Annotated in this window: 24 protein-coding genes; 15 read left to right on the top strand and 9 right to left on the bottom strand. The window is 65.9% G+C overall.

Annotation, left to right across the window (positions count from 1 at the left end; genetic code table 11):
* Window positions 1-235: 235 nt before the first annotated feature.
* The 6 genes from ACPYOD_RS17235 to accC all read left to right on the top strand — a co-directional run bounded on the left by ACPYOD_RS17235 (window position 236) and on the right by accC (window position 6,144).
* A complete protein-coding gene (locus ACPYOD_RS17235) occupies window positions 236-2,464 on the top strand; it encodes a protein-disulfide reductase DsbD family protein (protein WP_481302939.1) in 2,229 nt (742 codons plus the stop codon).
* Window positions 2,461-3,000 (top strand): TlpA family protein disulfide reductase, encoded by a 540-nt coding sequence (locus ACPYOD_RS17230; protein ID WP_481302938.1) that lies wholly within the window; start codon window positions 2,461-2,463, stop codon window positions 2,998-3,000. Before ACPYOD_RS17235 ends, ACPYOD_RS17230 begins: the two co-directional genes overlap by 4 nt.
* On the top strand, window positions 2,997-3,557 hold the full coding sequence (locus ACPYOD_RS17225) for a DUF1415 domain-containing protein (protein WP_481302937.1): 561 nt from the start codon (window positions 2,997-2,999) through the stop codon (window positions 3,555-3,557). Before ACPYOD_RS17230 ends, ACPYOD_RS17225 begins: the two co-directional genes overlap by 4 nt.
* Before the next feature lie 255 nt (window positions 3,558-3,812).
* A complete protein-coding gene (gene aroQ, locus ACPYOD_RS17220) occupies window positions 3,813-4,262 on the top strand; it encodes a type II 3-dehydroquinate dehydratase (RefSeq protein WP_481302936.1) in 450 nt (149 codons plus the stop codon).
* A 53-nt stretch (window positions 4,263-4,315) separates the two neighbouring features.
* Window positions 4,316-4,768, top strand: coding sequence for an acetyl-CoA carboxylase biotin carboxyl carrier protein (accB, locus tag ACPYOD_RS17215; protein ID WP_481302935.1), 453 nt, complete (start codon window positions 4,316-4,318; stop codon window positions 4,766-4,768).
* Window positions 4,769-4,779: 11 nt separating this feature from the next.
* Complete coding sequence (accC, locus tag ACPYOD_RS17210) at window positions 4,780-6,144, top strand: acetyl-CoA carboxylase biotin carboxylase subunit (RefSeq protein WP_481302934.1); 1,365 nt, start codon at window positions 4,780-4,782, stop codon at window positions 6,142-6,144.
* Window positions 6,145-6,213: 69 nt separating this feature from the next.
* On the opposite strand, the gene prmA is transcribed toward accC, so the two are convergent.
* Window positions 6,214-7,116: a 50S ribosomal protein L11 methyltransferase gene (gene prmA / locus ACPYOD_RS17205; protein ID WP_481302933.1), complete on the bottom strand. Its 903-nt coding sequence runs from the start codon at window positions 7,114-7,116 to the stop codon at window positions 6,214-6,216.
* 76 nt (window positions 7,117-7,192) lie between these two features.
* On the opposite strand from prmA, the gene ACPYOD_RS17200 reads away from it, so the two are divergent.
* The 3 genes from ACPYOD_RS17200 (at window position 7,193) to purH (ending at window position 10,118) form a co-directional block, all read left to right on the top strand.
* The gene (locus tag ACPYOD_RS17200) at window positions 7,193-8,014 is read left to right on the top strand and encodes a zinc-ribbon and DUF3426 domain-containing protein (protein ID WP_481302932.1); all 822 of its coding nucleotides are present in this window, start codon (window positions 7,193-7,195) and stop codon (window positions 8,012-8,014) included.
* A gap of 223 nt (window positions 8,015-8,237) precedes the next feature.
* Window positions 8,238-8,471, top strand: a complete 234-nt coding sequence (locus ACPYOD_RS17195; protein ID WP_481302931.1) for a helix-turn-helix domain-containing protein — start codon at window positions 8,238-8,240, stop codon at window positions 8,469-8,471.
* A gap of 57 nt (window positions 8,472-8,528) precedes the next feature.
* Window positions 8,529-10,118 carry a bifunctional phosphoribosylaminoimidazolecarboxamide formyltransferase/IMP cyclohydrolase gene (gene purH, locus ACPYOD_RS17190; RefSeq protein ID WP_481302930.1) on the top strand — a complete coding sequence of 530 codons (1,590 nt, stop codon included), beginning with the start codon at window positions 8,529-8,531 and terminating at the stop codon, window positions 10,116-10,118.
* 89 nt (window positions 10,119-10,207) lie between these two features.
* On the opposite strand, the gene ACPYOD_RS17185 is transcribed toward purH, so the two are convergent.
* On the bottom strand, window positions 10,208-11,161 hold the full coding sequence (locus tag ACPYOD_RS17185; RefSeq protein WP_481302929.1) for a bile acid:sodium symporter family protein: 954 nt from the start codon (window positions 11,159-11,161) through the stop codon (window positions 10,208-10,210).
* A gap of 124 nt (window positions 11,162-11,285) precedes the next feature.
* On the opposite strand from ACPYOD_RS17185, the gene ACPYOD_RS17180 reads away from it, so the two are divergent.
* Window positions 11,286-11,984 (top strand): glutathione S-transferase, encoded by a 699-nt coding sequence (locus ACPYOD_RS17180; protein WP_481302928.1) that lies wholly within the window; start codon window positions 11,286-11,288, stop codon window positions 11,982-11,984.
* A gap of 8 nt (window positions 11,985-11,992) precedes the next feature.
* Here ACPYOD_RS17180 and ACPYOD_RS17175 read toward each other — a convergent pair whose 3' ends face one another.
* Window positions 11,993-12,526 carry a DUF2782 domain-containing protein gene (locus tag ACPYOD_RS17175; protein WP_481302927.1) on the bottom strand — a complete coding sequence of 178 codons (534 nt, stop codon included), beginning with the start codon at window positions 12,524-12,526 and terminating at the stop codon, window positions 11,993-11,995.
* 94 nt (window positions 12,527-12,620) lie between these two features.
* On the opposite strand from ACPYOD_RS17175, the gene polA reads away from it, so the two are divergent.
* Complete coding sequence (gene polA / locus ACPYOD_RS17170) at window positions 12,621-15,350, top strand: DNA polymerase I (RefSeq protein WP_481302926.1); 2,730 nt, start codon at window positions 12,621-12,623, stop codon at window positions 15,348-15,350.
* A 287-nt stretch (window positions 15,351-15,637) separates the two neighbouring features.
* On the opposite strand, the gene ACPYOD_RS17165 is transcribed toward polA, so the two are convergent.
* The gene (locus tag ACPYOD_RS17165; RefSeq protein WP_481302925.1) at window positions 15,638-17,089 is read right to left on the bottom strand and encodes a trypsin-like serine peptidase; all 1,452 of its coding nucleotides are present in this window, start codon (window positions 17,087-17,089) and stop codon (window positions 15,638-15,640) included.
* Between the two features lie 344 nt (window positions 17,090-17,433).
* On the opposite strand from ACPYOD_RS17165, the gene ACPYOD_RS17160 reads away from it, so the two are divergent.
* A complete protein-coding gene (locus ACPYOD_RS17160; protein ID WP_481302924.1) occupies window positions 17,434-17,934 on the top strand; it encodes a hypothetical protein in 501 nt (166 codons plus the stop codon).
* Window positions 17,935-17,976: 42 nt separating this feature from the next.
* Here the strand turns inward: ACPYOD_RS17160 and ACPYOD_RS17155 are convergent, their stop codons facing one another.
* Genes ACPYOD_RS17155 through ACPYOD_RS17135 form a run of 5 tightly spaced genes read right to left on the bottom strand, consistent with a single transcriptional unit; the run spans window position 17,977 to window position 22,072 of the window.
* On the bottom strand, window positions 17,977-18,867 hold the full coding sequence (locus tag ACPYOD_RS17155) for a cytochrome c oxidase subunit 3 (RefSeq protein ID WP_481302923.1): 891 nt from the start codon (window positions 18,865-18,867) through the stop codon (window positions 17,977-17,979).
* A 32-nt stretch (window positions 18,868-18,899) separates the two neighbouring features.
* Window positions 18,900-19,025 carry a hypothetical protein gene (locus tag ACPYOD_RS17150; protein WP_481302922.1) on the bottom strand — a complete coding sequence of 42 codons (126 nt, stop codon included), beginning with the start codon at window positions 19,023-19,025 and terminating at the stop codon, window positions 18,900-18,902.
* 3 nt (window positions 19,026-19,028) lie between these two features.
* The gene (ctaD, locus tag ACPYOD_RS17145) at window positions 19,029-20,642 is read right to left on the bottom strand and encodes a cytochrome c oxidase subunit I (protein WP_481302921.1); all 1,614 of its coding nucleotides are present in this window, start codon (window positions 20,640-20,642) and stop codon (window positions 19,029-19,031) included.
* Window positions 20,643-20,669: 27 nt separating this feature from the next.
* The gene (gene coxB, locus ACPYOD_RS17140) at window positions 20,670-21,569 is read right to left on the bottom strand and encodes a cytochrome c oxidase subunit II (RefSeq protein ID WP_481302920.1); all 900 of its coding nucleotides are present in this window, start codon (window positions 21,567-21,569) and stop codon (window positions 20,670-20,672) included.
* Window positions 21,570-21,589: 20 nt separating this feature from the next.
* Entirely contained in the window at window positions 21,590-22,072 is a 483-nt protein-coding gene (locus tag ACPYOD_RS17135) for a DUF2244 domain-containing protein (RefSeq protein WP_481302919.1), read from the bottom strand.
* A 125-nt stretch (window positions 22,073-22,197) separates the two neighbouring features.
* Here ACPYOD_RS17135 and putA point away from each other — a divergent pair, with 125 nt between their 5' ends.
* The 3 genes from putA to ACPYOD_RS17120 form a co-directional block, all read left to right on the top strand.
* Entirely contained in the window at window positions 22,198-25,383 is a 3,186-nt protein-coding gene (gene putA / locus ACPYOD_RS17130; RefSeq protein ID WP_481302918.1) for a bifunctional proline dehydrogenase/L-glutamate gamma-semialdehyde dehydrogenase PutA, read from the top strand.
* A 90-nt stretch (window positions 25,384-25,473) separates the two neighbouring features.
* Window positions 25,474-26,037 carry a hypothetical protein gene (locus ACPYOD_RS17125; protein ID WP_481302917.1) on the top strand — a complete coding sequence of 188 codons (564 nt, stop codon included), beginning with the start codon at window positions 25,474-25,476 and terminating at the stop codon, window positions 26,035-26,037.
* A 163-nt stretch (window positions 26,038-26,200) separates the two neighbouring features.
* Window positions 26,201-26,720 (top strand): hypothetical protein (locus ACPYOD_RS17120; protein WP_481302916.1); only part of this gene is annotated, 520 nt, incomplete at its 3' end.

Below are 26,720 nucleotides of genomic sequence, written 5' to 3'. Positions count from 1 at the left end.
GATGGTCGGAAGCGTATGATGTGTTTAAGACACAGCCGCCATGGCACCCTCGCCGCTTGGCATGGGAACCACCCTTGCCGGCGCGACGCAGCCACCTTGGCGGCCCTTCCTGACGTCATGGTGGCGGTGATAATTAATCAGAGGGTCCCCTGTGCAAGCCAATCCGGTATTGCCCGGTCATAATGACCGACGTTGTCGCGGTGTCGTCGCCGCATCGATCCATGGAGTCGACATGATGTCTGTTGTCCGCCGCGCGCTGGTGCTAGCCGCCGGCCTCGGCCTGTTCGCCGCCCTTCCGGCCCTCGCCCAGGACGAGCAGGAACTGCTGCCTGTCACCCAGGCCTTCCACCTCACGACGGACGCCAGCCACCCGGGCACGGTGAAGCTCCATTGGCGCATCGCCCCGGACTATTACCTCTACCGTGGGCGGATCAAGATCGCCGCGGCCGACCCCGCGGCGCTGAAGCTCGGCGAGCCGAGCCTTCCCGCCGGCCTGAAGGAGCACGACGAATACCTGGGCGACGTCGAGATCTACCACGGCGACATCGAGGCGACGGTCCCCTACACGCTCGCCGACGCGGCCACGAAGACGCTGGCCCTCAACGTCCAGTACCAGGGCTGCCACGAAGTGGAGCCCAAGATCTGCTACCCGCCCAACACCGAGCACCTGACGCTGGCCATCGGCGCTCCGTCGACCATACCCGCCGTGGCAACGGTCACCCCGGCCGCGAACGCCGCGGCATTGCTCGGCGCCCCCGCGCCGGCCGCCCAAGGCACCGACGCACAGCCCCTGCCGGCCGAGCAAGCCTTTCGCTTCGAGGCGCTGGTGAAAGATCACGGCAACCTCCTGCTGCGCTGGACGATGCCGAAGAATTACTACCTGTATCGCGACAAGACGCAGATCGCGGTGGCCTCCCCGGCCGGCGTGAGCGCCGGCGAGCCGGAGTGGCCCAGCGGGACCGCGCACCACGACGAGCACTTCGGCGACACCATCGTCTACTTCGACCAGGTAGAGCTGCCCGTGCCGCTGGAAGGCGCCGCGCAGGCTACGTCGGTCGCGATCGACGTGTCGTCCCAGGGCTGCCTCGAGAACGGCATCTGCTACCCGGTGATGAAGCGGCGCGTGAACGTCGACCTGAAGGCCGGCACGGCTTCCGTCGGTGGCGCCACGGAGGAACCGCAGCAGGCCGCGGCCCCCGCCGAGGTCGCCCCGACACCGCCCCCTCCGGGCATGGCACCTGGCGACGAAGCGCCCATCGGGTTCATCGCCGCGATCGGCCTCGCGCTCCTCGGCGGCCTCGTGTTGAACCTCATGCCCTGCGTGCTGCCGGTCCTCTCGCTGAAGGCGGTCACCGTATTGGAAAGCGGCGAGAGCCATGTGGCCGCCCGCCGTCATGCACTCTGGTACACGGCCGGCGTGCTCGCCGCCTTTGCCGTCCTTGGGCTGATCATCGTCGGCATTCGTGCCGCTGGGCACGGCGTCCAGTGGGGCGCGCAGTTCCAGCAGCCTCTGGCCATCGGACTGCTTGTCTACGTGATGCTTGCCGTGGGCCTTTCGATGTCCGGCGTGTTCGAGATCGGTGGCTCGCTCGGCAACGTGGGCAGCGGACTCGCCTCGCGTTCGGGCCCTTCCGGAGACTTCTTCACCGGCGTGCTGGCCGTGGTGGTCGCCAGCCCCTGCACGGCGCCGTTCATGGGGTCGGCCATCGCCTTCGCCTTCGCCGCGCCGCTGGCCATCGCCTTCCTGATCTTCCTCGCCCTCGGACTGGGCCTCGCGCTGCCCTTCCTGGTCATCGGTTTCGTGCCGGCCGTGGCGCGGATGCTGCCGCGCCCTGGCCGCTGGATGGAGACGCTGAAACAGGCGCTCGCGTTCCCGATGTACCTCACGGCCGTCTGGCTGCTGTGGGTACTGACGAAGCAGCGTGGCGCGGACGCTGCGGCCCTCGTGCTGGCAGGTGGCGTGCTGCTGGCCATGGCCCTGTGGTGGTATGGCCGCAGCCGCGGCGGACGGGCGCTGTCGTGGGTGTTCACCGGCGTGCTCGCCATCGGCGCCGCCGCAGCCCTGTGGACGGTGCATGGCCTTCCCGCGCCGCAGACCGTCACCGTGGCAGCGGATGGGTCGGTGCCCTACTCGCCCGACAAGCTGGCCGAGCTGCGCGCCGCCGGTACGCCGGTTCTGGTCGACATGACGGCCGACTGGTGCATCACCTGCAAGGCCAACGAGCATGCCGTGCTCGATACCGACGCCTTCCGCGCCCTCCTGAAGCGCACCGGCACCGTGTACATGAAGGGTGACTGGACCGACGTCAACGCGACCATCGCCGCCTTCCTCGAGCAGTACCACTCGGTGGGCGTGCCGCTTTACGTGGTGTATCCGAAGGGCGGCGGCGAGGGCACGAAGCTGTCCACGGTGCTCACCTACGATACCGTCGAGAAGGCACTCGAGGCAGCCGCCCATCCATGACCCGCGGCCCGACCTTCTGGATCGTGGCATTGGCGGTCGCAGCCGCCGCAACGGGGCTCTACCTCGAGCACCGGCGACTCCATCCGCCGCCGCCGCAGGGCCTCACGGTGGCCGATGTCGGAGACTTCCCGCCCGAGGCCACCTTCCTCACGGTCGAGGGCAAGCCGCGCCAGCTTTCGGACTGGCGCGGCAAGCGTGTGCTGGTGAACTTCTGGGCCAGCTGGTGCGCGCCGTGCCGGCGCGAGATGCCCCTGCTGAGCGAGAACGCCACGCGCTACCGCGATCGGAACGTGGCCATCGTCGGCGTCGCGGAAGACACCGCGGCGTCCGTGCGCGGCTTCCTCGCCGCACGGCCGGTGAGCTACCCCGTGCTGCTTGCGGACACCGACGCGCCGGGCGGCTCGCTTTCGTTCGGCAATACCCGCCGCGTGCTGCCTTATAGCGTGCTCATCGGCACCGACGGACGAATCCTGCGGCGCAAGCTCGGCACTTTCACCCAGGCGGAGCTCGACGAATGGCTGGGCCAGGACCGATGAACGACACCACCCCGCCCTCGCACGACGATGCGATCGAGGCCACGCGCCTCTGGCTCGAGCGCGCCGTGATCGGGCTCAACCTCTGCCCGTTCGCCAAGGCCGTGCAGCGGAAGGGCCAGGTGCGCTATGTCGTCAGCGACGCGAGCCAGCCCCTGCAACTGCATGCCGACCTCGTGCGCGAGCTCGAATTCCTGCGCGATACCGACCCGGAGGCGGTGGACACCACCCTCCTGATCCACCCGTTCGTGCTCGGCGATTTCATCGACTTCAACGAATTCCTCGAGGTGGCGGACGCCGCGGTCACCGACCTGCAGCTGGACGGGGAGATCCAGGTCGCCAGCTTCCACCCCGACTTCCAGTTCGAGGGCACGGCCCCCGACGACATCACGAACTACACCAACCGCTCACCGTTCCCCACACTGCATCTGCTACGTGAGGCGAGCATCGACCGTGCCGTGGCGGCTTTCCCGGATGCGTCGGCGATCTTCGAGACCAACATGGAAACCCTGGAGAAGCTAGGGCACGAAGGGTGGCGGAAGCTGTTCGCCGACCCCTGACGGCTTTGTGTGGGAGCCGCTTCAGCGGCGATGGGTGCTCGCGGCAAGCTCGCCGCTGCCGCGGGATCGCCGGCACAGCCGGCTCCCACGAGGTTGAAGATTCCGGGGGGCCTACCGAAAACCATACGCCAGCGTTTGGAAAGTCTCGATCTCCAGCGAACTGCGTCGAACTCCACCGAACTGGACAACTTGCGGCGACAAGCGCACACTGCGCCGCGAACCGGGGGAGCCGGAAACCGCGAATCAAGGTGAACAGTGGCCAGGATCCTTGTCCTGCACGGACCCAACCTCAATCTCCTCGGAGTGCGCGAACCCTCGGTCTACGGCCGCGAGACTCTCGCCGACATCAACACGTCGCTGCAGACGCGTGCGCAGGCCGCCGGGCACGACCTCGGCTGGTTCCAGTCGAACGCGGAGCACGAGCTGGTCGGGCGCATCCACCAGGCGCGCGATGAGGGTACGGCCTGGATCCTTATCAATCCGGCGGCTTTCACGCATACGTCCATTGCGCTGCGCGACGCCCTGACCGGCGTGGCCATCCCGTTCATCGAGATCCACCTGTCGAATCCACACGCCCGCGAGCCGTTCCGGCATCACTCCTATCTGTCGGACATCGCGGCCGGCACGATCTGCGGTTTCGGCGGCGACAGCTATCGCCTGGCACTGGAAGCCGTGCTGCTCCGCCTCGCCGTCCCGGCGGCCTGAATTCTTTCGTGGCGCGCCTCGCGCGCCCGCCCAACCACCAGAAGGTTTGTCCCATGGACCTGCGCAAGATCAAGAAGCTCATCGACCTGCTCGAGGAATCCAACCTCGCCGAACTGGAAATCAAGGAAGGCGAGGAAGTGGTCCGCCTGTCGCGCGTGCCCAAGGGCGGCGTCGCCATGGCCGCGCCGCAGATGATCGCCGCGCCGGCACCTGTCGCAGCCGCACCGGTCGCCGCGCCGGCCGCCCCCGCCGCGGAACCCGGCCTGCCGCCGGGCCACGTGGTGAAGGCCCCGATGGTCGGCACCTTCTATGCCGCGTCGACGCCGGGCGCTCCGGCGTTCGCCACCGTCGGCCAGCAGGTCAAGGCCGGCGAGACGCTGGGCATCATCGAGGCCATGAAGATGTTCAACCAGATCGAGGCCGACGTGTCCGGCACCGTCGTCGCCATCCTGGTCGAGAACGGCCAGCCGGTGGAATTCGACGAACCGATGTTCGTCATCGCCTGAGGCCACGACGCATGCTCGAGAAGGTCGTCATAGCCAATCGCGGCGAGATCGCGCTGCGGGTGCTGCGCGCGTGCCACGCGCTCGGCATCAAGACGGTCGCGGTGCACTCCACCGTCGATCGCAACCTCAAGCACGTCGGCCTGGCCGACGAATCGGTGTGCATCGGTCCGGGACCCTCGGCCGAAAGCTACCTCAACATTCCCGCGATCATCGCCGCCGCGGAAATCACCGACGCGGGCGCCATCCACCCGGGATACGGCTTCCTTTCGGAGAACGCCAACTTCGCCGAACAGGTGGAGAAGTCCGGCTTCGTGTTCATCGGACCCACGGCCGACGTGATCCGCCTGATGGGCGACAAGGTCGAAGCCATCCGCGCCATGAAGGCCGCCGGCGTGCCGTGCGTGCCCGGTTCCGGCGGCCCGCTCGGCGATGACGTGGACGAGAACATCCGCATCGCGCGCGAGATCGGCTACCCCGTGATCATCAAGGCGGCGGGTGGCGGCGGCGGCCGCGGCATGCGCGTGGTGCGCACCGAGGCCCACCTCGCCAACTCCATCGTCATGACCAAGCAGGAAGCGAAGGCCGCTTTCAGCAACGATCAGGTCTACATGGAGAAATTCCTGGAGAATCCGCGCCACGTGGAGATCCAGGTGCTCGCCGACGGCCAGGGCAACGCCATCCACCTCGGCGAACGCGACTGCTCCATGCAGCGCCGCCACCAGAAGGTGGTGGAAGAAGCGCCGGCACCGGGCATCACGCCGGAACTGCGCGAGCAGATCGGCAAGGTCTGCGTCGACGCCTGCATCCGCATCGGCTATCGCGGCGCGGGCACGTTCGAGTTCCTGTTCGAGAACGGCCGCTTCTACTTCATCGAGATGAACACCCGCATCCAGGTGGAGCATCCGGTGACGGAGCTGGTGACCGGCGTCGACCTGGTACGCGAACAGCTGATGATCGCCAGCGGACACAAGCTGTCGCTTCGCCAGGAAGACATCGTGCTGACGGGCCACGCCATCGAGTGCCGCGTGAACGCCGAGGACCCGGACACCTTCATGCCGAGCCCCGGCACCGTGAAGCGTTTCGAGGCACCGGGCGGCCCCGGCGTGCGCGTGGACACGCACCTGTACGACGGCTACCGCATTCCGCCGAACTACGACTCGATGATCGGCAAGATCATCGTGCACGGTCCCGACCGCGCCACCGCCATCGCGCGCATGCGCATGGCCCTGGCCGAGACGGTGATCGAGGGTGTGAAGTGCAATATTCCGCTGCAGCAGCGGATCATGGCCGACGTCGGTTTCCAGCAGGGTGGACAGAACATCCACTACCTGGAAAAGCGCATGGCCGAGCAGAAGGAAACGCCTCCGCCGGTGTGATCGTGGATGGGCTTCGCCAAAAAAGATCCCGCCGATTGGCGGGATCTTTTTTTGAACCAAACGAATGTTTCAGCCCTGTTTGCGATAGCCGCTGATACGCACCCAGTCTTCCAGCGTGCGCACTTCGAGGCCGTCGAACCATTCCGCATAGCGAGCGAGAAGTTCCTCGTGCTGGCCGTGCAGGATGCCGGACAGTGCGAACGGCGCGCCCGGTTTCACCGCCGCGGCGAACGTGGGCGCGAGTTCACCGAGCGGACCGGCGAGAATGTTCGCAACCAGCACGTCGGCAAGAGCCTTCGGCGCTTCGCCCGGCAGATAGACGTCCAGATTGCCATGCACGCCGTTGCGTTCTGCGTTGTCGCGGGATGCGAGCAAGGCCTGCGGGTCGTTGTCGATGCCGACGGCGCGGGTGGCGCCCAGTTTCAGCGCCGCGATGGCGAGGATGCCCGAACCGCAGCCATAGTCGAGCACGTGCTTGCCGGCGAGTTGCTGACCGTCGAGCCATTCCAGGCACATGGCGGTGGTGGGATGCGTGCCCGTGCCGAAGGCCAGGCCGGGATCGAGGCGCACCACGATGATGTCGCCCTCGACGGGCGGCTCGATGTTCCACGGATACACCCACAGCCGGCGCCCGAACGGCATCGGCTTGAACTGGTCCATCCATGCGCGCTCCCAGTCCTGGTCGTCGACCATGCGCCAGCCGATCTGCGCGGGCTCGATGAAGGGCAGGTCGTCGGCAATGGCCGCGGTGAGGCCGCGCTTGTCCGCTTCGGCATCGAACAGCGCGTTCAGCACGATCTGGTTCCACAACGGGATCTCGCCCACCCCCGGCTCGAAGATGGCTTCTTCGTCGGGTGTCTCGGCATCGGCGTCCTGCAAGGTGATCGACAGTGCGCCGAGATCCTCGAGCGCGGCTTCGACTCGCGGCTGCTCGGCGGCGCGGATCGTGAGGGAAAGTTCGAGCCAGGGCATCGTGGGGCCAGTGCGGGGGCGGGCCCACGATTCTACCGGGCGCGCACGGGCGCCGCCCGGTCGTTAGAATCCACGGATGTATACGCAGTGCCCCGATTGCCTCACGGTCTACAAGCTGGAAGCGGAACTGCTGGTTCCCGCTTGCGGGTGCCTGCGCTGTGGCCACTGTGGTGCGGTGTTCAACGCGCTGGGCACCCTCGCCGCGCACCTGCCGCCCGAGCCGTTCAGCCGGCTCGCGGAGCATGCGCTGGACCAGGAGCCGCCGCTCGCCGACGTGGCGGTGTTCCGTCCGCGCCCGGTCGCGCCGCCGGTCGCCGCGCTGCCCGAGACGGAGGCCTCCGTCGAGGAACCGGACCTTGCGGAAGACGCCGGCGAATACTTTTCGCAGCTGACCTTCACCCCTCGCTTCGCTAAGCCGCGGCGGCGGTCGTGGCACACCGCGGCGTGGGTCGCCGTGTGCACGGTGCTCGTGCTCGGCCTCGGCTTGCAGCTGGCCTGGGCGAAGCGCGACGTGCTCATCGCCGATCCGACGGTAGGCCCCCTGATCGAAACCGGTTGCGCGTTCGTGGGATGCGACCTTCCCCTGGTGTCCGCTCCCGACCGCCTGCGCCTCCTCGCCCGCGATGTGGAAAAACATCCGTCCGTAAACGACGGGCTGCTCATCACCGCCAGCGTGCGTAACGATGCGGCGTTCGCACAGCCGTATCCCGTCGTGACGATCGTGCTTTCGGACGCGAACGGGCAGCGTCTTGCCATGCGTCGCTTCCAGCCCGAAGACTACGTGGGCGACGCCGCCGCGCGTGCGCGGGGGCTGGCCGGAGGCGCGACCACGGCGATGGTGTTCGAGGTGCAAGACCCGGGCCAGAAGGCCGTCGCCTTCGCCTTCAGCTTCGACTGAACCGTTCGAAAAATTTTCTTTTTGCAAGCCTGCACTTCGTCGTCCGGGGCGAGTACACTCGGTCCCCTTCGCGACTTCCAACCGCCCCGACGAGGCGTGTACGAGCCGCCACCCAAGTGACGATACGACAAGAACCGACCGGAGCATGTGCCCCGGCCTGCGAGAGGGGAATGCCTTGAACGCTGTGAGACTGACTGCTGCCGAGGCTGCCAACGAAACCTCCATGCAGAGCGCCCTCAGCGAATGCGTCAGCCGTACGGTACGTCGTTACCTGGCCGACATCGGCGACACGGACTGCGGCGAAGGCCTGCATGCTCTCGTCATCCGCGAGGTCGAAGGTCCCCTGCTCCGCGAAGTGCTCGCCTTCCACGAAGGCAATCAGAGCCGTGCCGCAGCGGCGCTCGGCATCAATCGCGCCACCCTGCGCAAGAAGCTGGCGGCCCACGGCATCTCCTGATCCGGCCGCCGCCCGGCGGGGCGGCTATAATGGCGCGCTTTCCTCCCCGGATTGCCCATGCCCACGCCCGATCTCGTCCCCGTCCGCCGCGCGCTCGTCAGCGTTTCCGACAAGCAGGGCCTGACCGAACTCGGCCGGCGCCTTGCCGCCGCGAACGTTGAAATCCTCTCCACCGGCGGCTCGGCCAAGGCGTTGCGCGAGGCCGGCGTTCCCGTCCGCGACGTGGGCGACCTCACCGGCTTCCCGGAGATCATGGCGGGCCGCGTGAAGACGCTGCACCCGCGGGTGCACGGGGGCCTGCTCGGCCGCCGTGGCACCGACGACGCGGTGATGGCCGAACACGGCATCGTGCCCATCGACCTGCTTGTGCTGAACCTGTATCCGTTCGAGCGCACCGTGGCCGATCCGGCGTGCACGTTGGACGACGCCATAGAGAACATCGACATCGGCGGTCCGGCGATGCTCCGCGCCGCGGCGAAGAACTGGAACGACGTTGGCGTGCTGACCGATCCAGCGCAGTACGAAGACGCACTGGCGGAAATCGAGACCCAGGGCGGCCTGGGGCGCGCCACGCGGTTCCGTCTTGCGGTCGCGGCGTTCAACCGCGTGTCCGATTATGACGGCGCCATCAGCGACTACCTGTCCGGCCTCAGTCTCGACGAGACGCATACGGCGATCGCCGGCCGCGCTGAATTCCCCGCGCAGTCCAACGGCCGCTTCGTGAAGGTCATGGACTTGCGCTACGGCGAGAACCCGCACCAGGCCGGCGCCTTCTACCGCGACCTGTACCCGGCGCCCGGCACGCTGGCCACGTTCCGCCAGTTGCAGGGCAAGGAACTCTCGTTCAACAACATCGCCGACGCCGACGCCGCGTGGGAATGCGTGCGCCAGTTCGACGCGCCGGCCTGCGTCATCGTGAAGCACGCGAACCCGTGCGGCGTCGCCGTGGCCGCCGATCCGCTGGCCGCCTATGAACTCGCGTACGCCACCGATCCCACCTCGGCGTTCGGCGGCATCATCGCGTTCAACCGTCCGCTGGATGCGGCAACGGCACGAACGATCCTGAAGCGACAGTTCGTGGAAGTGCTGATCGCGCCACGGGTCGCCGAAGGCGCCGTGGCGGAGGCCGCGAAGAAGGCCAACGTGCGCGTCCTGGAGATCCCCATGGGCGACGGGCGCAACACGCACGATGTGAAGCGCGTCGGTTCGGGCCTGCTCGTGCAGACCGCCGACCACCGGCAGGTGCGCCGCGAAGAACTCAAGGTGGTCAGCAAGCGGCAGCCGACGCCCGCGGAACTCGACGACCTGCTGTTCGCCTGGCGGGTCGCGAAGATGGTCAAGTCCAACGCCATCGTCTACGCGAAGGACAACCGCACCATCGGCATCGGGGCCGGACAGATGAGCCGCGTCGTCAGCGCGAAGATCGCCGGGTTGAAGGCCGAGGAAGCCGGCCTCGCCGTGCCCGGCAGCGCCATGGCTTCGGACGCCTTCTTCCCGTTCCGCGACGGCATCGACGCCGCTGCCGCGGCGGGCATCCGCGCGGTGATCCAGCCCGGCGGCTCGATGCGCGACAACGAAGTGATCGCCGCGGCCGACGAACACGACATGGCCATGGTGTTCACGGGCGTGCGCCACTTCCGGCATTGAGCTGCCTTGTGTGGGGCCGGATGCTCGCGGCAAGCTGGCCCGCTGCCGCGGGATCGCCGGCGTAGCCGGCTCCCACAAGGTGACGCGACTTATCTCGCCGCGTAACGCCGGGCCAGCACCGCGCATACCATCAGCTGGATCTGGTGGAACAGCATGATGGGCAGCACGATCATGCCCAGCGGGTGGCCCGCGAACAGAACCTTCGCGATCGGCACGCCGGCGGCGAGGCTCTTCTTCGAACCGCAGAACACGATGGTGATCTCGTCTTCGCGCGAGAATCCCAGCGCGCGCGAGCCATACCGCGTCACCAGGAGCGCGCAGGCCAGCAGCACCACGTTCACGACGACCAGCCCGGCGAGCACGGGCGGCGGCAGGCGGTGCCAGAGCCCCTGCAACACGGCGGCGCTGAAGGCGGTATAGACCACCAGCAGGATCGAGCCGCGGTCGACGAAGCCGAGCAGGGTGGCGTGCGCGCGTACCCAGCCGCCGATCCAACGCTGCGCGATCTGTCCCGCGGCGAACGGAATGAAGAGCTGCACGACGATCGCGCCCACCGAATGCCACGACATCTCGCCATGGCCCGTGCCGGCGATCAGCAGGCCAACCAGCAACGGCGAGATGAAGATGCCGAGCAAGCTGGACGCCGACGCTGCCACCACCGCGGCGGGAACGTTGCCGCGGGCGATCGAGGTGAAGGCGATGGACGATTGCACCGTGGACGGCAAGGTGCAGAGGAACAGCACGCCAAGGTAGAGGTCAGGCGTGACCAGCGGTGCGAGCACCGGTCGCAGCACGAGTCCCAACACGGGGAACAGGACGAAGGTGCTGGCGAGTACCGTCGCGTGCAGGCGCCAGTTCTTCGTTCCCGCCACCACCGCTTCGCGCGGCAGCTTGGCGCCGTGCAGGAAGAACAGCAGCGCGATGGCGAGGTCGGTGGCAATCTCGAAGACATCGGCCACCGTGCCGCGGCAGGGCAGCAGGCTGGCCAACAGCACCGTCAAGACAAGGGAAAGGGTGAAGCCGTCGGGTAGGAAGCGGCGCATGCGGCGGGACGTTCGGGGAAAGCATGCATTGCAACCCTTCCGCGCCCGGAAGTAAACGCTCCCTCACTTTTGCTTGAGCAGGGCGGTGGCACGCTCAGGGCTAAAAGGCAGGAGAAAGCGCGCGATGAGCTACCGCTTGTACTACTGGACGGGCCTGCAGGGCCGGGGCGAGTTCGTTCGTCTTTGCCTCGAGGACGCCGGCGCCGACTACACCGATGTAGCCCGTATCGAGGGCGACGACGTCATGAACGCCTTCCTGGAAGGCGAGCAGCCGGGCGCCATGCCCTTCGCGCCGCCATTCCTCGTATCCGGACGGCTCGTGATCGCCCAGGTGGCCAACATCCTGCACTACCTCGGCCCACGGCACGGGCTGGTGCCGGACAGTGAATCCGCACGTCTTTACGCCCACCAGCTGGAACTCACGATCACCGATCTCGTCGCCGAGGCGCACGACGTGCATCATCCGGTGGGCAGCGGCCTCTACTACGAGGACCAGCGCGAGGAAGCGAAGCGGCGCGCGAAGGACTTCCGTGAATCGCGCATCCCGAAGTTCCTTCATTACTTCGAGAAGGCGGTGGAACGCGGCGGCGGAAAGTTTCCGCTACGCAGCCATTCCTACGTCGACCTGTCGCTGTTCCAGGTCATGGCGGGACTGGAATATGCATTCCCGAAGGCGATGAAGAAACAGAAGCTGCCGCTGCTGCGCGACCTGGCGAAGCGGGTGGCCGACAGGCCCAATGTGGCGGCCTATCTCGCCTCCGAAAGGCGCGTGCCGTTCAACACGAACGGCATCTTCAGGCATTACCCGGAATTGGACGCGTAAGCGGAAGCTCAGTCGGAACCGGCCGGCTTCGGCGCCGCGCCCCATTCGTACACCTTGTAAAGAACGGGGCTGACCGGGCCGTCCTTCGGATCGTGGATGGGCTTGCCGGCGCGGTCGAGCATATAGGTTTGCGGCACGCCGTTCTTCGGCGTGACCACGATCATGTAAGGCTTTCCACCCATGGTGAATTCGTCGACGTGATTGCCTTCCCGGTCGTACGACCTGCTCAGCTTGGGCGGCGGATTACCCTGCGCATCGACACTCCCGTCGTCCTTCATGGACGGCAGGGCCACGGGCGATCCGGCTTGGCCTGGATTGGCGTCCGACGTGGCAGGCGTGGTCTTCCCGCTCTGGGCCTGGTCGTAGGGAACCGGGCGCTCGATCGGCTTCTGCCCCGAGCGGTCGGGCTCGCCCGCCTTCACGCCCGGATCGTTCAGGCCCGGCGGCGGCGGGGCCGGCTTGAACGACGTGGCGTCCTGTGCGGCGACAGGTAGGGCCAGTATCAGCGCGAGCGCGGCGGCGAGGGCATGCGAGCGGTTCATGGAGGGTCTCCTTGGGGAGCCACGAGGATAGCAACTCCCATACCTGCGGCCACGTGAACGAACGGTTCGCGCGCGACCGTGAGAGAATCCAGGGATGCCTACGCTCACCCTCATCGACGGGTCTTCGTACCTGTACCGCGCTTTCCATGCGCTGCCTCCCCTGACCAACACCTTCGGCGAACCGACGGGCGCGCTGTTCGGCATCGTCAACATGCTGCGCACGACGATGAAGGCCGGGTCGGACTACGTGGCCTTCGTCTGCGATGCGCCCGGAAGGACCTTCCGCGACGACCTTTACCCGCAGTACAAGGCCAATCGCCCCTCGATGCCCGACGACCTGCGCGCGCAGATCGATCCGATGATGAAGATCGTCGGCGCGCTCGGCTTTCCCATCCTCTGCGTACCGGGGGTGGAGGCCGACGACGTGATCGGCACCCTCGCCCGCCAGGCGGCCGACCAGGGCATCGACACCATCATCTCCACGGGCGACAAGGACTTCGCCCAGCTGGTCGGCGCGCACATCGTGCTGATCAACACCATGAGCAACACCACCATGGACATCGACGGCGTCGTCGAGAAGTTCGGCGTGCGGCCGGAGCAGATCGTCGACTACCTCACCCTCATGGGCGACAGCATCGACAACGTGCCCGGCGTCGAGAAATGCGGCCCCAAGACAGCCGCGAAGTGGCTGGGCGAATACGGCAACCTCGATGCGCTGCTCGCGAACGCCGACAAGATCGGCGGCAAGATCGGCGAGAACCTGCGCGCGGCGATCCCGCGCCTGCCCCTGTCCCGCGAACTCGTCACGATCCGCGTCGACGTGCCGCTCGATCTGGGCCCGACCGACCTGCACATGCGCGAGCGCGACGTCGACGCCTTGCGCGAGCTTTACATGCGCTACGACTTCAAGGCCGCGCTGAAGGACCTGGACGCGGTCGACGCTTCCGCCGCCGCGCCCGCCCCAGCAGCGGCCGCACCGGCACCCGCGGCGTCGGTCGTCACACCCGGGCTTGCGGGCGAAGGGGAGTACGAGCTGATCGTGACCGAAGACCGCTTCGCGGCATGGCTAGAGAAACTCGAGACGGCGCCGCTGATCGCCTTCGATACGGAAACCACGAACATCGACGCGATGCAGGCCGATATCGTGGGCCTGTCGCTCGCGGTCGAGCCGGGCAAGGCAGCCTACGTGCCGCTCGCGCACGACTTTCCGGGCGCCCCGACCCAGTTGTCGCCGGAGCATGTGCTCGGCGCGTTGAAGCCGATCTTCGAAGATCCGGCGCGGCCGAAGGTCGGCCAGCACGGCAAATACGACATCAACATCCTGTCGCACTACGGCATCGCCCTGCGCGGCCTGGCGCACGACACCATGCTCGAATCCTACGTGCTGAACGCCACGGCGACGCGGCACGACATGGACTCCCTGGCGTCCCGCTACCTGGGCTACACCACGGTGAAGTACGAAGACGTGGCCGGCAAGGGTGCGAAACAGATACCGTTCTCGCAGGTGGACTGCGATGCCGCTTGCCGCTATGCCGCCGAGGATGCGGACATCACCCTGCGCCTGCACCACGCGCTGTGGCCGCAGCTCGAGGCCGAGCCGTCGCTGCGCGCGGTGTACGCCGATATCGAGATTCCGCTCGTGCCGGTGCTGGCGAAGATGGAACGCACCGGCGTGCTCATCGACGCCAACGTACTGCGCCTGCAAAGCCAGCAGCTCGGCAAGCGCATGGTGGAACTGCAGCAACAGGCGTACGCGTCGGCCGGCCATGAATTCAACATGGACTCGCCGAAGCAGCTCCAGGCCGTGCTGTTCGACGAGCTGGGCCTGGCCGCCAAGATCAAGACACCGAAGGGCCAGCCCTCGACCAATGAGGAAGCACTGGAAGCCATCGCCGACATGCACGAGCTGCCGCGCCTGATCCTGGAATACCGTGGACTGGCGAAGCTGCGCTCCACGTACACCGACAAGCTCGCGGGCATCGTCAATCCGCGCACCGGCCGCGTGCACACCAGCTACCACCAGGGCGCCGTCGCCACGGGTCGCATCAGTTCCTCGGACCCGAACCTGCAGAACATTCCCGTGCGCACCGAGGAAGGCCGGCGCATTCGCCAGGCCTTCATCGCGCCGGAGGGCTGGCGTGTCCTCGCGGCGGACTATTCGCAGATCGAACTGCGCATCATGGCCCACCTCTCCAAGGACGAAGGCCTCGTCCGGGCCTTCCAGGAAGGCGGCGACGTGCATCGCGCGACGGCCGCCGAGGTGTTCGGCGTACCGGCGGCGGAGGTCACGGCGAATCAGCGCCGTGCCGCCAAGGCCATCAACTTCGGACTGATGTACGGCATGAGCTCATTCGGCCTGGCCCGCCAGCTGGGCGTCGACCGGGGCGAAGCGTCCGACTACATGGGCCGCTATTTCTCCCGCTATCCCGGCGTTCGCGCGTTCATGGACGCCACGCGCGAGCAGGCCCATCGCGACGGCTATGTCCAGACCCTCTTCGGGCGGCGTCTCTACCTGGAAAACCTCAAGTCGCGGAACCAGGCGTTCCGCGCCGGTGCCGAGCGCGCGGCCATCAACGCCCCCATGCAGGGCACCGCCGCCGACATCATCAAGCGCGCCATGATCGCCGTGGCCGCCTGGATCGAGCCGCGCGACGACGTGCGCCTGCTCATGCAGGTGCACGACGAACTGGTCTTCGAGGTGCGCGCGGATGCCGTGGACGAGGTCCGGGCCGGCATCGAGCAGCGCATGGCGGGCGCCGCCACACTCAGCGTGCCCCTCCAGGTCGACATCGGCGTCGGCGCAAACTGGGACGAAGCGCACTGATTGGCCGTCCAAACGTAAGATTTCCGTTTAGCCAAATTCGCCGATGAACGAAAGCTGACTTTTTTCAGCCGGGGTTGCAACTTTGGCCCCCATCGGACGTCAATACATACGGACGCACGCAACGGCGTCCCATCGGTGGACTCCACCTCCCTGGAGTCACCCTGCGGACGGCCCGATCTTCCCCTGGGTCCGGTCGTCCACCGGGCCCCGAGAGCTCCCCTGGCTCTCGGGGCTTTTTTTTTCTTCGCGGGTTCCTGAGGAGGACATCTGTCTACCTTAGTTCCTGCCTACTCGAAATCACGCGACACCGCAGGCGAACGATTTTTTGCGCCGTCCTCACCGCGCGCGCAAAAGCGCCAGGGTGCGGCTGCCTTCGACAGGTTTTCCCATTGGCGACGGGGTGCGAAGTATCCGTCGTCGGCCTGGCAGTCGGTGAAATCGCGCGGACCGTACTTGATCTTGAGGCCTTCCGCTTCATACGGTCGACTCGCGCCAAAGACCTGCCAGTATGTTTCCGCCTCGTCGTAGACCACGATCCAAGGTGTGACCGTGGGGGGCGTATCGTCGATTTGATGAAGTAGCCGCGTAGCATCGCGGGTGCGCTGCCACGCCGCCGCTTCGTCCATCCTGCCGATGACGCAAAGCGCGTGTACGCCCTCGCGAGCCGGTACGGTCAATCGGTCCAGCGGATGGAGAACCGCCTCGATCGCTTCGCCGTAGCCTTCGATCCGGTCGCAGTCGAGCGTGACGGCCGGTCCTGTCTTGTAGCGGATCCAGCGAGTCGCGTCGCTCACACGCACGCCCCAATGTGCAGGAACCAACTGGCCTTCCTCTTCCACCTGGCTCTGCGTGACCCAGGATCCCGTGCGTTCAAGTGCCACACCGTTCCCAGCGTCAAGATCGATATCGTCCCATCGGCCGCCGGTACCCAGTGCGGACGCCAGCGCCGCGGCGGAATGGAAGTAGTTCGCACCCTCACGACTGAAAGGCGTGCCATCGGCGGGCTCGCAAGGGCGATTAGCACCGCAGCCCAGAAGTCCCGGGTCGACCCGCGTACCCATGACACCCAGCACGCTCCCTGTACCATCTGCCAAGACGGGGCCGCCTGAACTGCCGCCAGCCACGTCAGCGCAGCGCGTTGCCGTCGTCGAGGTCCAGAACCAGGGGCTATCCCCCTCAAAGATACGCGCGTCCTCCTCGGCAATGCATCGCGACAGGCGAAGGAATGTCTCATCGTCGGGCACTTCGAACACGGGGGCGTGCACCAGTTCGACAGGCATTCCTTCGAGGCGTTGCGGAGACGCCACCGTCAAGGGATGCACGTCCAACCGCGCGAGATCGCCATAGGTGGCCTTGAGCTGGACAACTGCCAGGTCGACACCTTTCATCGTTGCGTAGAGCACGCGATCGACGGCGAACTCGCGATGCGCGGACTGCGTATCGCGGAAATAGGCTGGCGTATAGGTCCACGCCTTCTCCACCGCTTTGTCGACGGTGATCTCATTCGCGCCGAAACTTTTGTTCACGCAATGCCCTGCGGTGAGGACGAGGGCTGCGGCTCTCGGGGAAGGTGTCGTCGACCCTGCGACGAGCGTACCCGTACATACCAGATCCCCCTTGAATCGACCGACGGCACGATATTTCTTGTCGCCCGTAGAGGGGAGCAGCCCCTCCTGGCCAGCGTCCGATGCGGGCGATGCCTCCACAACGGTCGAAGAGAAGCAGGCGACGGCGATCATGGGTACTAGCCATCTTGGCTTGGACATGCAAATGCTCCTGTAGGTAACACTCCGCGTCGGTTTTGAAACATCCGTTTCCACGACGAAGGAGCGAGAGGCGCGACCGGCCCCTGCCGACAAGAGTCACACTGGCACGCTTACGCTCGCAACCGGCGTATTACCGCATCGGCTGTCAGCTCATTCTTACGTAGTGCATCGAAAGATCGGAGCACATCGACGAAGGGAATAACGGGCCACACTAGAAGTGTGAGATCAGGCTTCCGCATCACGGAAGTCCGGAATTGACCGATGCCGTCTCCTGCCCATGGCAGCCTAGCCTGGGGCCTCCATCGAGGAGGTGTCACATGTACAGCAGAACGAACCCTACCATCCAGCAAGCCACGAGCGACTTCGGCGCCGGAAGTACCAGCGTGCAATACGTTGCCCACGCCATCATGTCCAACGGATCGACAATCAGGATCAACGATCCGACGGAAGGCACGGGGCTGGGATCGAATCCGAGCTATCACCCGGACCGGCAATTCTGGGCGCAGCGCAATCCGCTGACGCTGCAGAAGCTCAAGGACAAGAGTGCCCGCACAGCGACCATCGACCATATCGAAATCGACTGCACGCTCATGCCTTGCGACTCTGCGGACAATGCGTGCCTGTATACGATTCCCAGGCAGATCCCGACGGAATACGGGAACGTGGAGCTGTGGATCTTTTCGCATCGCGATCAGGGCATGGGCGGCGCGAAGGGCAAGGACGGCCTGCCCAAACGGTTCATTCGCTGCTTCGTGAACAGCGGCAAGGATGCACTGGATGAAGCGATGGCTGCGAACGGCGGTTGGGATTGGGCGTGAGCCCTCCAAAAAGAAACCCGCCTCGCGGCGGGTTTCTTCGGATCAGAGCACGTAGACGAAGAGGAACAGCGCCAGCCAGACCACGTCGACGAAGTGCCAGTACCACGCCACGGCTTCGAAGCCAAAGTGGTCGTCCTTCGTGAAGTGGCCCTTCGCGCAGCGGACCCAGATGATCGCCAGCATGATGGTACCCAGCGTCACGTGCATGCCGTGGAAGCCGGTGAGCATGAAGAAGGTGGCGCCGTACACGCCGCTGCCCAGGGTCAGGTTGAAGTGCTCGTACGCTTCCGCGTATTCGTGCGCCTGGAACCAGAGGAACAGGCAGCCCAGGAGCACCGTGGCGCCTAGACCGATAAGCAGCGCCTTGCGGTGGCCCGCCTTCAACGCGTGGTGCGCGATGGTGATGGTCACGCCCGAGGACAGCAGGATCAGCGTGTTGAGTAGCGGAAGACCCCAGGCGCCGATCGTCTGGAACGCACCGCCGATCTTCTCCGGGCCGCCGCCACCGCTGGCGCCCCACGCGGCTTCGTAGCCCTGCCAGATGAACTGGTGGGTGAGCACACCGTGGCCTTCACCGCCCAGCCACGGCACCGAGAAGATGCGGGAGTAGAACAGCGCCCCGAAAAAGGCGCCGAAGAACATCACCTCGGAAAAGATGAACCACATCATGCCCATGCGGAACGAGCGGTCCACCTGGCCGTTGTAGTTGCCGGCCATCGACTCGTTGATCACCGAGCGGAACCAGCCGAAGAACATGCCGAGGATCATGACGACGCCGACCCAGAAGAGCGGCTTGCCGATGCCGCCCTGGCCCGGCTGCGCGTTCAGCCAGTGCGCGGCACCGTACACGGTGACGAACATGGAGATCGCGGCCACGATGGGCCAGTGGCTCTTGCTCGGTACGAAATAGACGTCTTGTTGCTGGTGACCCATGGTGGTTTCCCGTGGATATCTGTTTTAGCCGGTCAGACCTTCAGCATCTGCACGATCGAGAGCACGAACACCGCCACCGCGAAGCCGCCCGCCAGGAGGGCGGTACGGCGGGCGCGCTTGCGGCGCGCCTCGGATCCGGCGTCGGTCGTGCCCTGCATCGCTCAGTGCTCCGTATTGCCGTGCGCGAGCTCGTCGTCGTGGATGACCGGCGGCACGTCGAAGGTGTGGAAGGGCGCCGGCGATGGCACGGTCCATTCCAGTCCCTTGGCACCTTCCCACGAGCGATCGGCGGCCTTCTTCTTCGAGAAGTACACGCAGTGGATGATCACGCCGAGGAAGATGAGCTGCGAGGCGCCGAACCAGAAGCCGCCGATGGAGCTGACCATGTTGAAGTTGGCGAAGGCCACGTTGTAGTCCGGAATGCGGCGAGGCATGCCGGCGAGGCCGAGGAAGTGCTGCGGGAAGAACAGCACGTTCACCGAGATGACGCTGGACCAGAAGTGGATCTTGCCCCAGGTCTCGCTGTACATGTTGCCGGACCACTTGGGCAGCCAGTAGTACGCCGCGGCCATGATCGAGAACGCGGCGCCGGTAACCAGCACGTAGTGGAAGTGCGCCACCACGAAATACGTGTCGTGGTACTGGAAGTCGGCCGGGGCCAGCGCGAGCATGAGGCCTGAGAAGCCGCCGATGGTGAAGAGGATCACGAAGGCGATCGAGAACAGCATCGGCGTCTCGAAGGTCATCGAGCCGCCCCACATCGTGGACACCCAGTTGAACACCTTCACGCCCGTCGGCACGGCGATCAGCATCGTGGCGTACATGAAGAAGATTTCCGCGCCCATCGGCAGGCCCACGGCGAACATGTGGTGCGCCCAGACGATGAACGACAGGAAGGCGATGGAAGCGATGGCGAACACCATCGCGCGGTAGCCGAAGATCGGCTTGCGGGCGAAGGTGGGGATGATTTCCGAGATGATCCCAAATGCCGGCAGGATCATGATGTAGACCTCGGGATGCCCGAAGAACCAGAAGATGTGCTGGAACAGCACCGGGTCGCCGCCGCCGGCGGCATTGAAGAAGTTGGTGCCGAAGTACTTGTCGGTCAGCAGCATGGTGACCGCGCCGGCGAGCACCGGCATCACCGCGATCAGCAGGAACGCCGTGATCAGCCAGCTCCACACGAAGACCGGCATCTTCAGCAGGTCCATGCCCGGCGCGCGCATGTTGAGGATGGTGGCGATGATGTTGATCGCGCCCATGATCGAGCTGATGCCCATCAAGTGGATGGCGAAGATCACATAGGCCACCGATTCGCCCTGCAACGACAGCGGCGGGTACATCGTCCAGCCGCCGGCGGGACCGCCGCCCGGCATGAACAGGGTGGACAGCAGCATGAAGAAGGCGAACGGAAGGATCCAGAACGACAGGTTGTTCATGCGCGGCAGCGCCATGTCCGGCGCGCCGACCATGAGCGGGATCATCCAGTTCGCCAGGCCGACGAACGACGGCATGATCGCGCCGAAGATCATCACCAGTGCGTGCATGGTCGTCATTTCATTGAAGAAATACGGCTGCACGAGCTGCATGCCCGGCTTGAACAACTCCGCGCGGATAACCATCGCGAAGGCGCCGCCGATGAAGAACATCGTCAGCGAGAAGATCAGGTACAGCGTGCCGATGTCCTTGTGGTTCGTGGACATCACCCAGCGCTGGAAGAACCCCTTGGGGGCCCCGTGGTGATCGTGGTGGTCGTGGGTGGCTGCGTGCGCCATGGCCTTACCTCTACCTAAAACGTTCGGTTAACCCTGGGGGGCCGGGGCGGGAGCGGCCTGGGCGGTCTGCGCGGCCTTCTGCAACTTGGCCTCATCTTCCTGCGCGGCCAGCCACTGCTCGAACTCGGCCTTGGGCACGGCCTTCACCACGATGGGCATGAAGCCATGGTCCTGGCCGCAGAGTTCGGCGCACTGGCCACGGTAGACACCGGGCTCCTTGATCTTGGTCCAGGCCGCATTGGCGATGCCCGGGATCGCGTCCATCTTCCAGCCCAGCGCCGGCACCCACCAGGAGTGGATGACGTCGCCGCCGACGATGACGAAGCGGATCTTGGTGTCCGTGGGCACGACCAGCGGCTTGTCCACGTCGAGCAGGTACGTGGCGTAACCGTCGACCTGGATCTTCGCCGGGTCGAGGTTGGACTTCAGCTGCCGGGTGCGGTTGGAGGTTTCCTCCAGCTTCGACATGAAGCCGACCTTGTCGACCCCCTTGCCCTTGTAGTCCACGTAGTCGTAGCGCCACTTCCACTGGTAGCCGGTGACCTTGATGGTCATCTCGGAATTCGTGGTGTCGGCGAACGACGTGAGACCGCCGGTGGCCAGGTGGGCCAGGAAGATGAGGATGAAGACGGGAATGACCGTCCAGAACACTTCGAGCTTGGTGCTGTGCGACCACTTCTCGGCCACCGCGCCGCGCGACTTACGGAAGCGGAACATCGCGATGAACATGGCGCCGAAGACGACGATGCCGATCACGACACAGACCCAGAGGGCCACCATGTGCATGGCATAGGGCGACCATTCGGCCACGCCCTTGGTCATGTTCAGCTGGTTCGGTTCGGGATTGGCCCACGCCGCTCCCCCGAACAGCGCGAAGGCGCCCGCCGCCCACGCCGATACAGATCGTCCGATGCCGCCAGATGTCATGTCTTGCACCTTTGTTGAACCTACCTGCGCGTCTGGCCAGAGACTTCGGACAGCAGCACCATGAGTTTCCTTGACACCTCGGTCCTTTCCTCTTCCCCAAGGAAGGCACCGATTTCCAGCTCGTTGCCGTGCGACGTGAGCAACAGACGCTGTCGTCCGTCCCCCGGTTTCAGCCCGATCCGCACCCAATACGTCTGGAAGCGGACCGTCCGGTGTCCCGGCACGGCACGCACCTCAAGCGTATCCGGACCGATCGCGATGCGTTCACCCCTGCCGCCGGCCCGCCAGGCCGCGCCAAGCGCAAACCCCATGACGAAGGCCTCCACCAGGGCGAAGAAGGGAGCGAACACGTTCCCCTGCCACGCACCGAGTGTCGCCGTCGCCAGGGCCATCGCCGCAAGGCCGATGATCAGCCGACGCAGACCGCGCTTGTCCAGCGCACGGTTGGGCCGTAGCCACAACACGCGCGGCTGGCCCGCGGCGGTCGGTCGAAGCACGATCATGGGAGCCTGGCGTGCCTGGAACATTGGGATGATAGGGCGCCAGGGATGCCGGGGACAAGTTGTCGCATCGGCGGCCCACGCACCAAGGGGTCGCAATAACACACGACGGACCTCGCTCGCCTACAATGGGCGGTCTTCCCTGCTCCCCACACGCCCACGTGAACCCGACCATCCTCAGTCCCGAACTTCCGACCGGCGCAGAGCCGGCGCGTGCGCGCATCACGGCCGCCTGGCTGCGCGACGAAACCGAAGCCGTGAACGACCTGCTGGCCCAGGCCACCCTGCCCCCGACCGAGCGCGAGAAGGTCATCGACGTCGCCGCCGGCCTGGTCACGCGCGTCCGCGCGCGGGCCAAGGACCAGAGCGCGGTGGAATCCTTCATGCGCCAGTACGACCTCTCCTCCGAGGAAGGCGTGTTGCTGATGTGCGTGGCCGAGGCGCTCCTGCGCATTCCCGACAAGGCCACCGCGGACAAGCTGATCCGCGACAAGCTGGGCGAGGCGGACTGGAAGAAGCACCTGGGCCAGAGCGAGTCCCTGTTCGTCAACGCCTCCACCTGGGGCCTGATGCTCACCGGGCACCTGGTGAACCTCGCCGAGGAAACCCGCCACGACTTCACCTCCGCCCTGCGCCGCCTCGTCGGCCGCGCGGGCGAGCCGGTGGTGCGCCTGGCCGTGCGCCAGGCCATGCGGATCATGGGCCACCAGTTCGTCATGGGCCGCACCATCAAGGAAGCGCTGGACCGCTCCAGCGAGAAGGAACACGCGGTCTACCGCTACTCGTACGACATGCTCGGCGAGTCGGCCCTCACCCAGGCCACGGCGGAGCGTTACCAGCAGGACTACCGCGACGCGATCAACGCGCTCGGGGCCCGCGGCCCCTTCCCGAACAATCTTGAAGCACCGTCGATCTCGGTGAAGCTTTCGGCGCTGCACCCGCGCTATGAGGTGGGCAATCGCGCCCGCGCCCGCGCCGAACTCGGCGCGAAGCTGCTCGAACTCTCGCAGCTGGCGTTCAAGAACGGCATCGCGCTCTCGGTGGACGCCGAGGAAGCCGACCGCCTCGAACTCTCGCTCGACATCATCGGCGACGTGTTCGAGCATTCGTCGCTCGAAGGTTGGAACGGCCTGGGCATCGTGATCCAGGCGTACCAGAAGCGCGCGCCGTTCGTCATCGACTGGGTGACCGAGAAGGCCCGCGCCACCGGTCGCCGCTGGTTCGTGCGCCTGGTGAAGGGTGCTTACTGGGACGCCGAGATCAAGCGCGCGCAGGAAGGCGGCCTGTCCGGCTACCCGGTGTACACGCGCAAACCCAATACCGACGTTTCCTATCTCGCCTGTGCGCGACGCCTGTTCGCCGCCGGCCCGGACGCGGTCTATCCGCAGTTCGCCACGCACAACGCCCACACCATCGCGGCGATCCACCACATCGCGCAGGGCCGCCCGTACGAAAACCAGCGCCTGCACGGCATGGGTGCCGATCTGTACGCGGAAGTGATCGGCAAGGACAAGCTCAATGTCCCCTGCCGTGTGTACGCCCCGGTGGGCAGCCACGAAGACCTGCTGCCGTACCTGGTGCGCCGCCTGCTCGAGAACGGCGCGAACACGAGCTTCGTGAACCGCGTCGTGGACGAGAGCGTGCCGGTGCGCGACCTCGTGGCGGATCCCTGCGAGATCGTGCGCGGCTTCGCCTCCATCCCCCACCCGCGCATCCCCCTGCCGGTCAATCTCTACGGTGAACTTCGGAAGAACTCCATGGGCATGAACTTCGCTAACGACAACGAGCTCAACGAACTCGCCGACGCCGTGAACCGCCACAGCGGTCCGTGGAACGCCGTGCCGCTGGTCGCCGGCGGTGCCGGTACCGGTACGAAGATCGAGGTCACCGATCCGTCCGATCGTCGCCGCATCGTCGGCACCGTGGAAAACGCCGACGCCGGCATGGTCGACAAGGCCCTTGCCGCCGCCGTGAAGGCACAGCCGGGCTGGGATCGCCTGCCGGCCGCGAGCCGCGCCGCCATCCTCGAGCACGCCGCCGAACAGCTTGAACACAATCGCGCCGAGTTCATCGCGCTGTGCGTGCGCGAGGCGGGCAAGAGCCTGCCCGACGCCATCGCCGAAATCCGCGAGGCCGCCGACTTCCTGCGTTACTACGCCACGATGGCGCGCCGCCTGTTCGGCCAGCCGGAGCAGCTTCCCGGCCCCACCGGCGAAAGCAACCAGCTGTTCCTCAACGGCCGCGGCGTCTTCGTCTGCATCAGCCCGTGGAACTTCCCGCTGGCGATCTTCCTGGGCCAGGTGGCCGCGGCACTCGCTGCGGGCAACTCGGTGATCGCCAAGCCGGCGGAACAGACCTCGCTGATCGGCTACGAAGCCGTGAAGCTGCTGCACGCGGCGGGTGTGCCGACCGACGTGCTGCAATACCTGCCGGGCGACGGCGCCACCGTCGGCGCTGCCCTCACCCGCGACCCGCGCGTGTCCGGCGTGGCCTTCACCGGTTCCACGGAAACGGCCTGGGCGATCAACCGAGCCCTTGCCGCGCGCAACGCCCCCATCGCCGCCCTGGTGGCCGAGACCGGTGGCCAGAACGCGATGATCGCCGACTCCTCCGCCCTGCCCGAGCAAATCGTCAAGGACGTGATCGCGTCCGCGTTCCAGTCCGCCGGCCAGCGCTGCTCCGCCGCGCGCGTGCTGTTCGTGCAGGAAGACATCGCCGACAAGGTCATCGCCATGCTCGCCGGCGCCATGGCGGAGCTGAAGGTCGGCGATCCGGGCCAGCTTTCCACCGACGTGGGCCCCGTGATCGACGAGGACGCGCGCAAGATCCTGGTCGAGCACGTCGAGCGGATGGAGCGCGAAGCTTCGATGATCGCCGAAGTGCCGCTGCCGGAAGGTACCGCACATGGTACGTTCTTCGCGCCGCGCGCCTACGAAATCCCCTCGCTCGAAACGCTCACGCGAGAAATCTTCGGTCCGGTGCTGCATGTGATCCGCTGGAAGGGCTCGGAACTGGAAAAAGTGGTCGACCAGATCAACGGCACCGGCTTCGGGCTCACGCTGGGCGTGCACAGCCGCATCGACGACACCATCGAGTTCATCCAGAGCCGTGCGCGCGTAGGCAACTGCTACGTCAACCGCAACCAGATCGGCGCCGTGGTCGGCGTGCAGCCGTTCGGCGGCGAAGGCTTGTCGGGCACCGGCCCGAAGGCCGGCGGTCCGCACTACCTGCTCCGTTTCGCCGGCGAGCGCACGCTCACCATCAACACCACTGCCGCGGGCGGCAACGCCTCGCTGCTGACGATCGGCGAATAGGCGCCGCGTAGACGCTCGCCTCTATAAGTTGGCAGGCTGCGCGACGCATTCTCGCGTCGTCGCAGACCTGCCACCTGAAGCGAGTAAGAAATGAATGTGAAACCCATCGCCATCGCAGCGCTGACCCTCTTTGCCAACTCACCGTCCTTCGCAAGAAACGCGACGGAAAATTTCGACCATCTGGCGCAGCAGACGATCGTACCGAGCAAGCCCTTGGTCCTCGATCAGTTCCGGCTGGAACTCCCGCTGGGCGGTGAGGCACTCATCCGTCCCACGGAAGACGACGACGAGCTAGCCTCGGGCATGGTGCTCGCAGCGCCGGACTACATGACGTTGGCGCACGTCGCACTGCATTTCAACCAGCCATGGGAGAGGCTGACAATTTCCCTCGTCATGCCGCCGACCAACGAACCGGACATCCGAAGCTTTTTCGCGCTATATGGCGAAGACGAAGCGAGCACCTTCTCCAATGCGACCCTCTTTTGGCACGGACCCGATCGCCGGCGCGCTCGTGTCGAGTTGCTACGGAATGCCGAAGGCCCGTTTCAAAAGGTCGTGCTACACCTCCTCCGCGGTGCATACGTCGATAACATCGAAGTAGACCCATCCCGAGACATCGCCGAGCTGGCAGACCTCGCGCCCGCACCTTTATAGAGGTAAACCGGCAAACATCACGCCTTTCCGGCATGCCGCGGGCAAAGCCGTTCCCCGGTATGGGGAACGGCTCCATGATGCTCGCGACTACAACGGCGGCACTTTGTCTATGCTCGCGGCACGAGGCGAGCATCGATTCCAGCCCAGGACGGAGGAACGCGACATGAAGTTGCATACACAAAGCGCGACCGAGAACTTCGACCACCTGGCGCCACAGACGATCGTTCCGAGCAACCCCTTGGTCCTCGATCAGTTCCGGCTGGAACTCCCGCTGGGCGGTGAGGCGCTCATCCGCCCCACGGAAGACGACGACGAGTTTGCTTCGGGCATGGTGCTCGCCGCACCGGACTACATGACGCTGGCGCATGTGGTATTGCACTTCAACCAGCCATGGGAGAGATTGACGATCTCACTCGTCATGCCACCGACCGACGAACCGGACATCCGAAGCATGTTCGCGCTATACGGCAAAGACGAAACGAGCACGTTCTCCAATGCGACACTCTTTTGGCACGGGACCGATCGCCGGCGTGTTCGCGTCGAGTTGCTGCGGAATGCCGAAGGCCCATTTCAGAGGGCTATGCTGCACCTCCTACGTGGTGCATACGTCGATAACATCAAAGTCGACCCATCCCGGGACGCGACCGCCCTGGCAAGCACCGAAAAACCAATCCCTCCAGGGC

This window comes from Luteibacter sp. HAY1-4A, from assembly GCF_056755355.1.
This window is presented reverse-complemented; position numbering and strand designations above follow the sequence as displayed.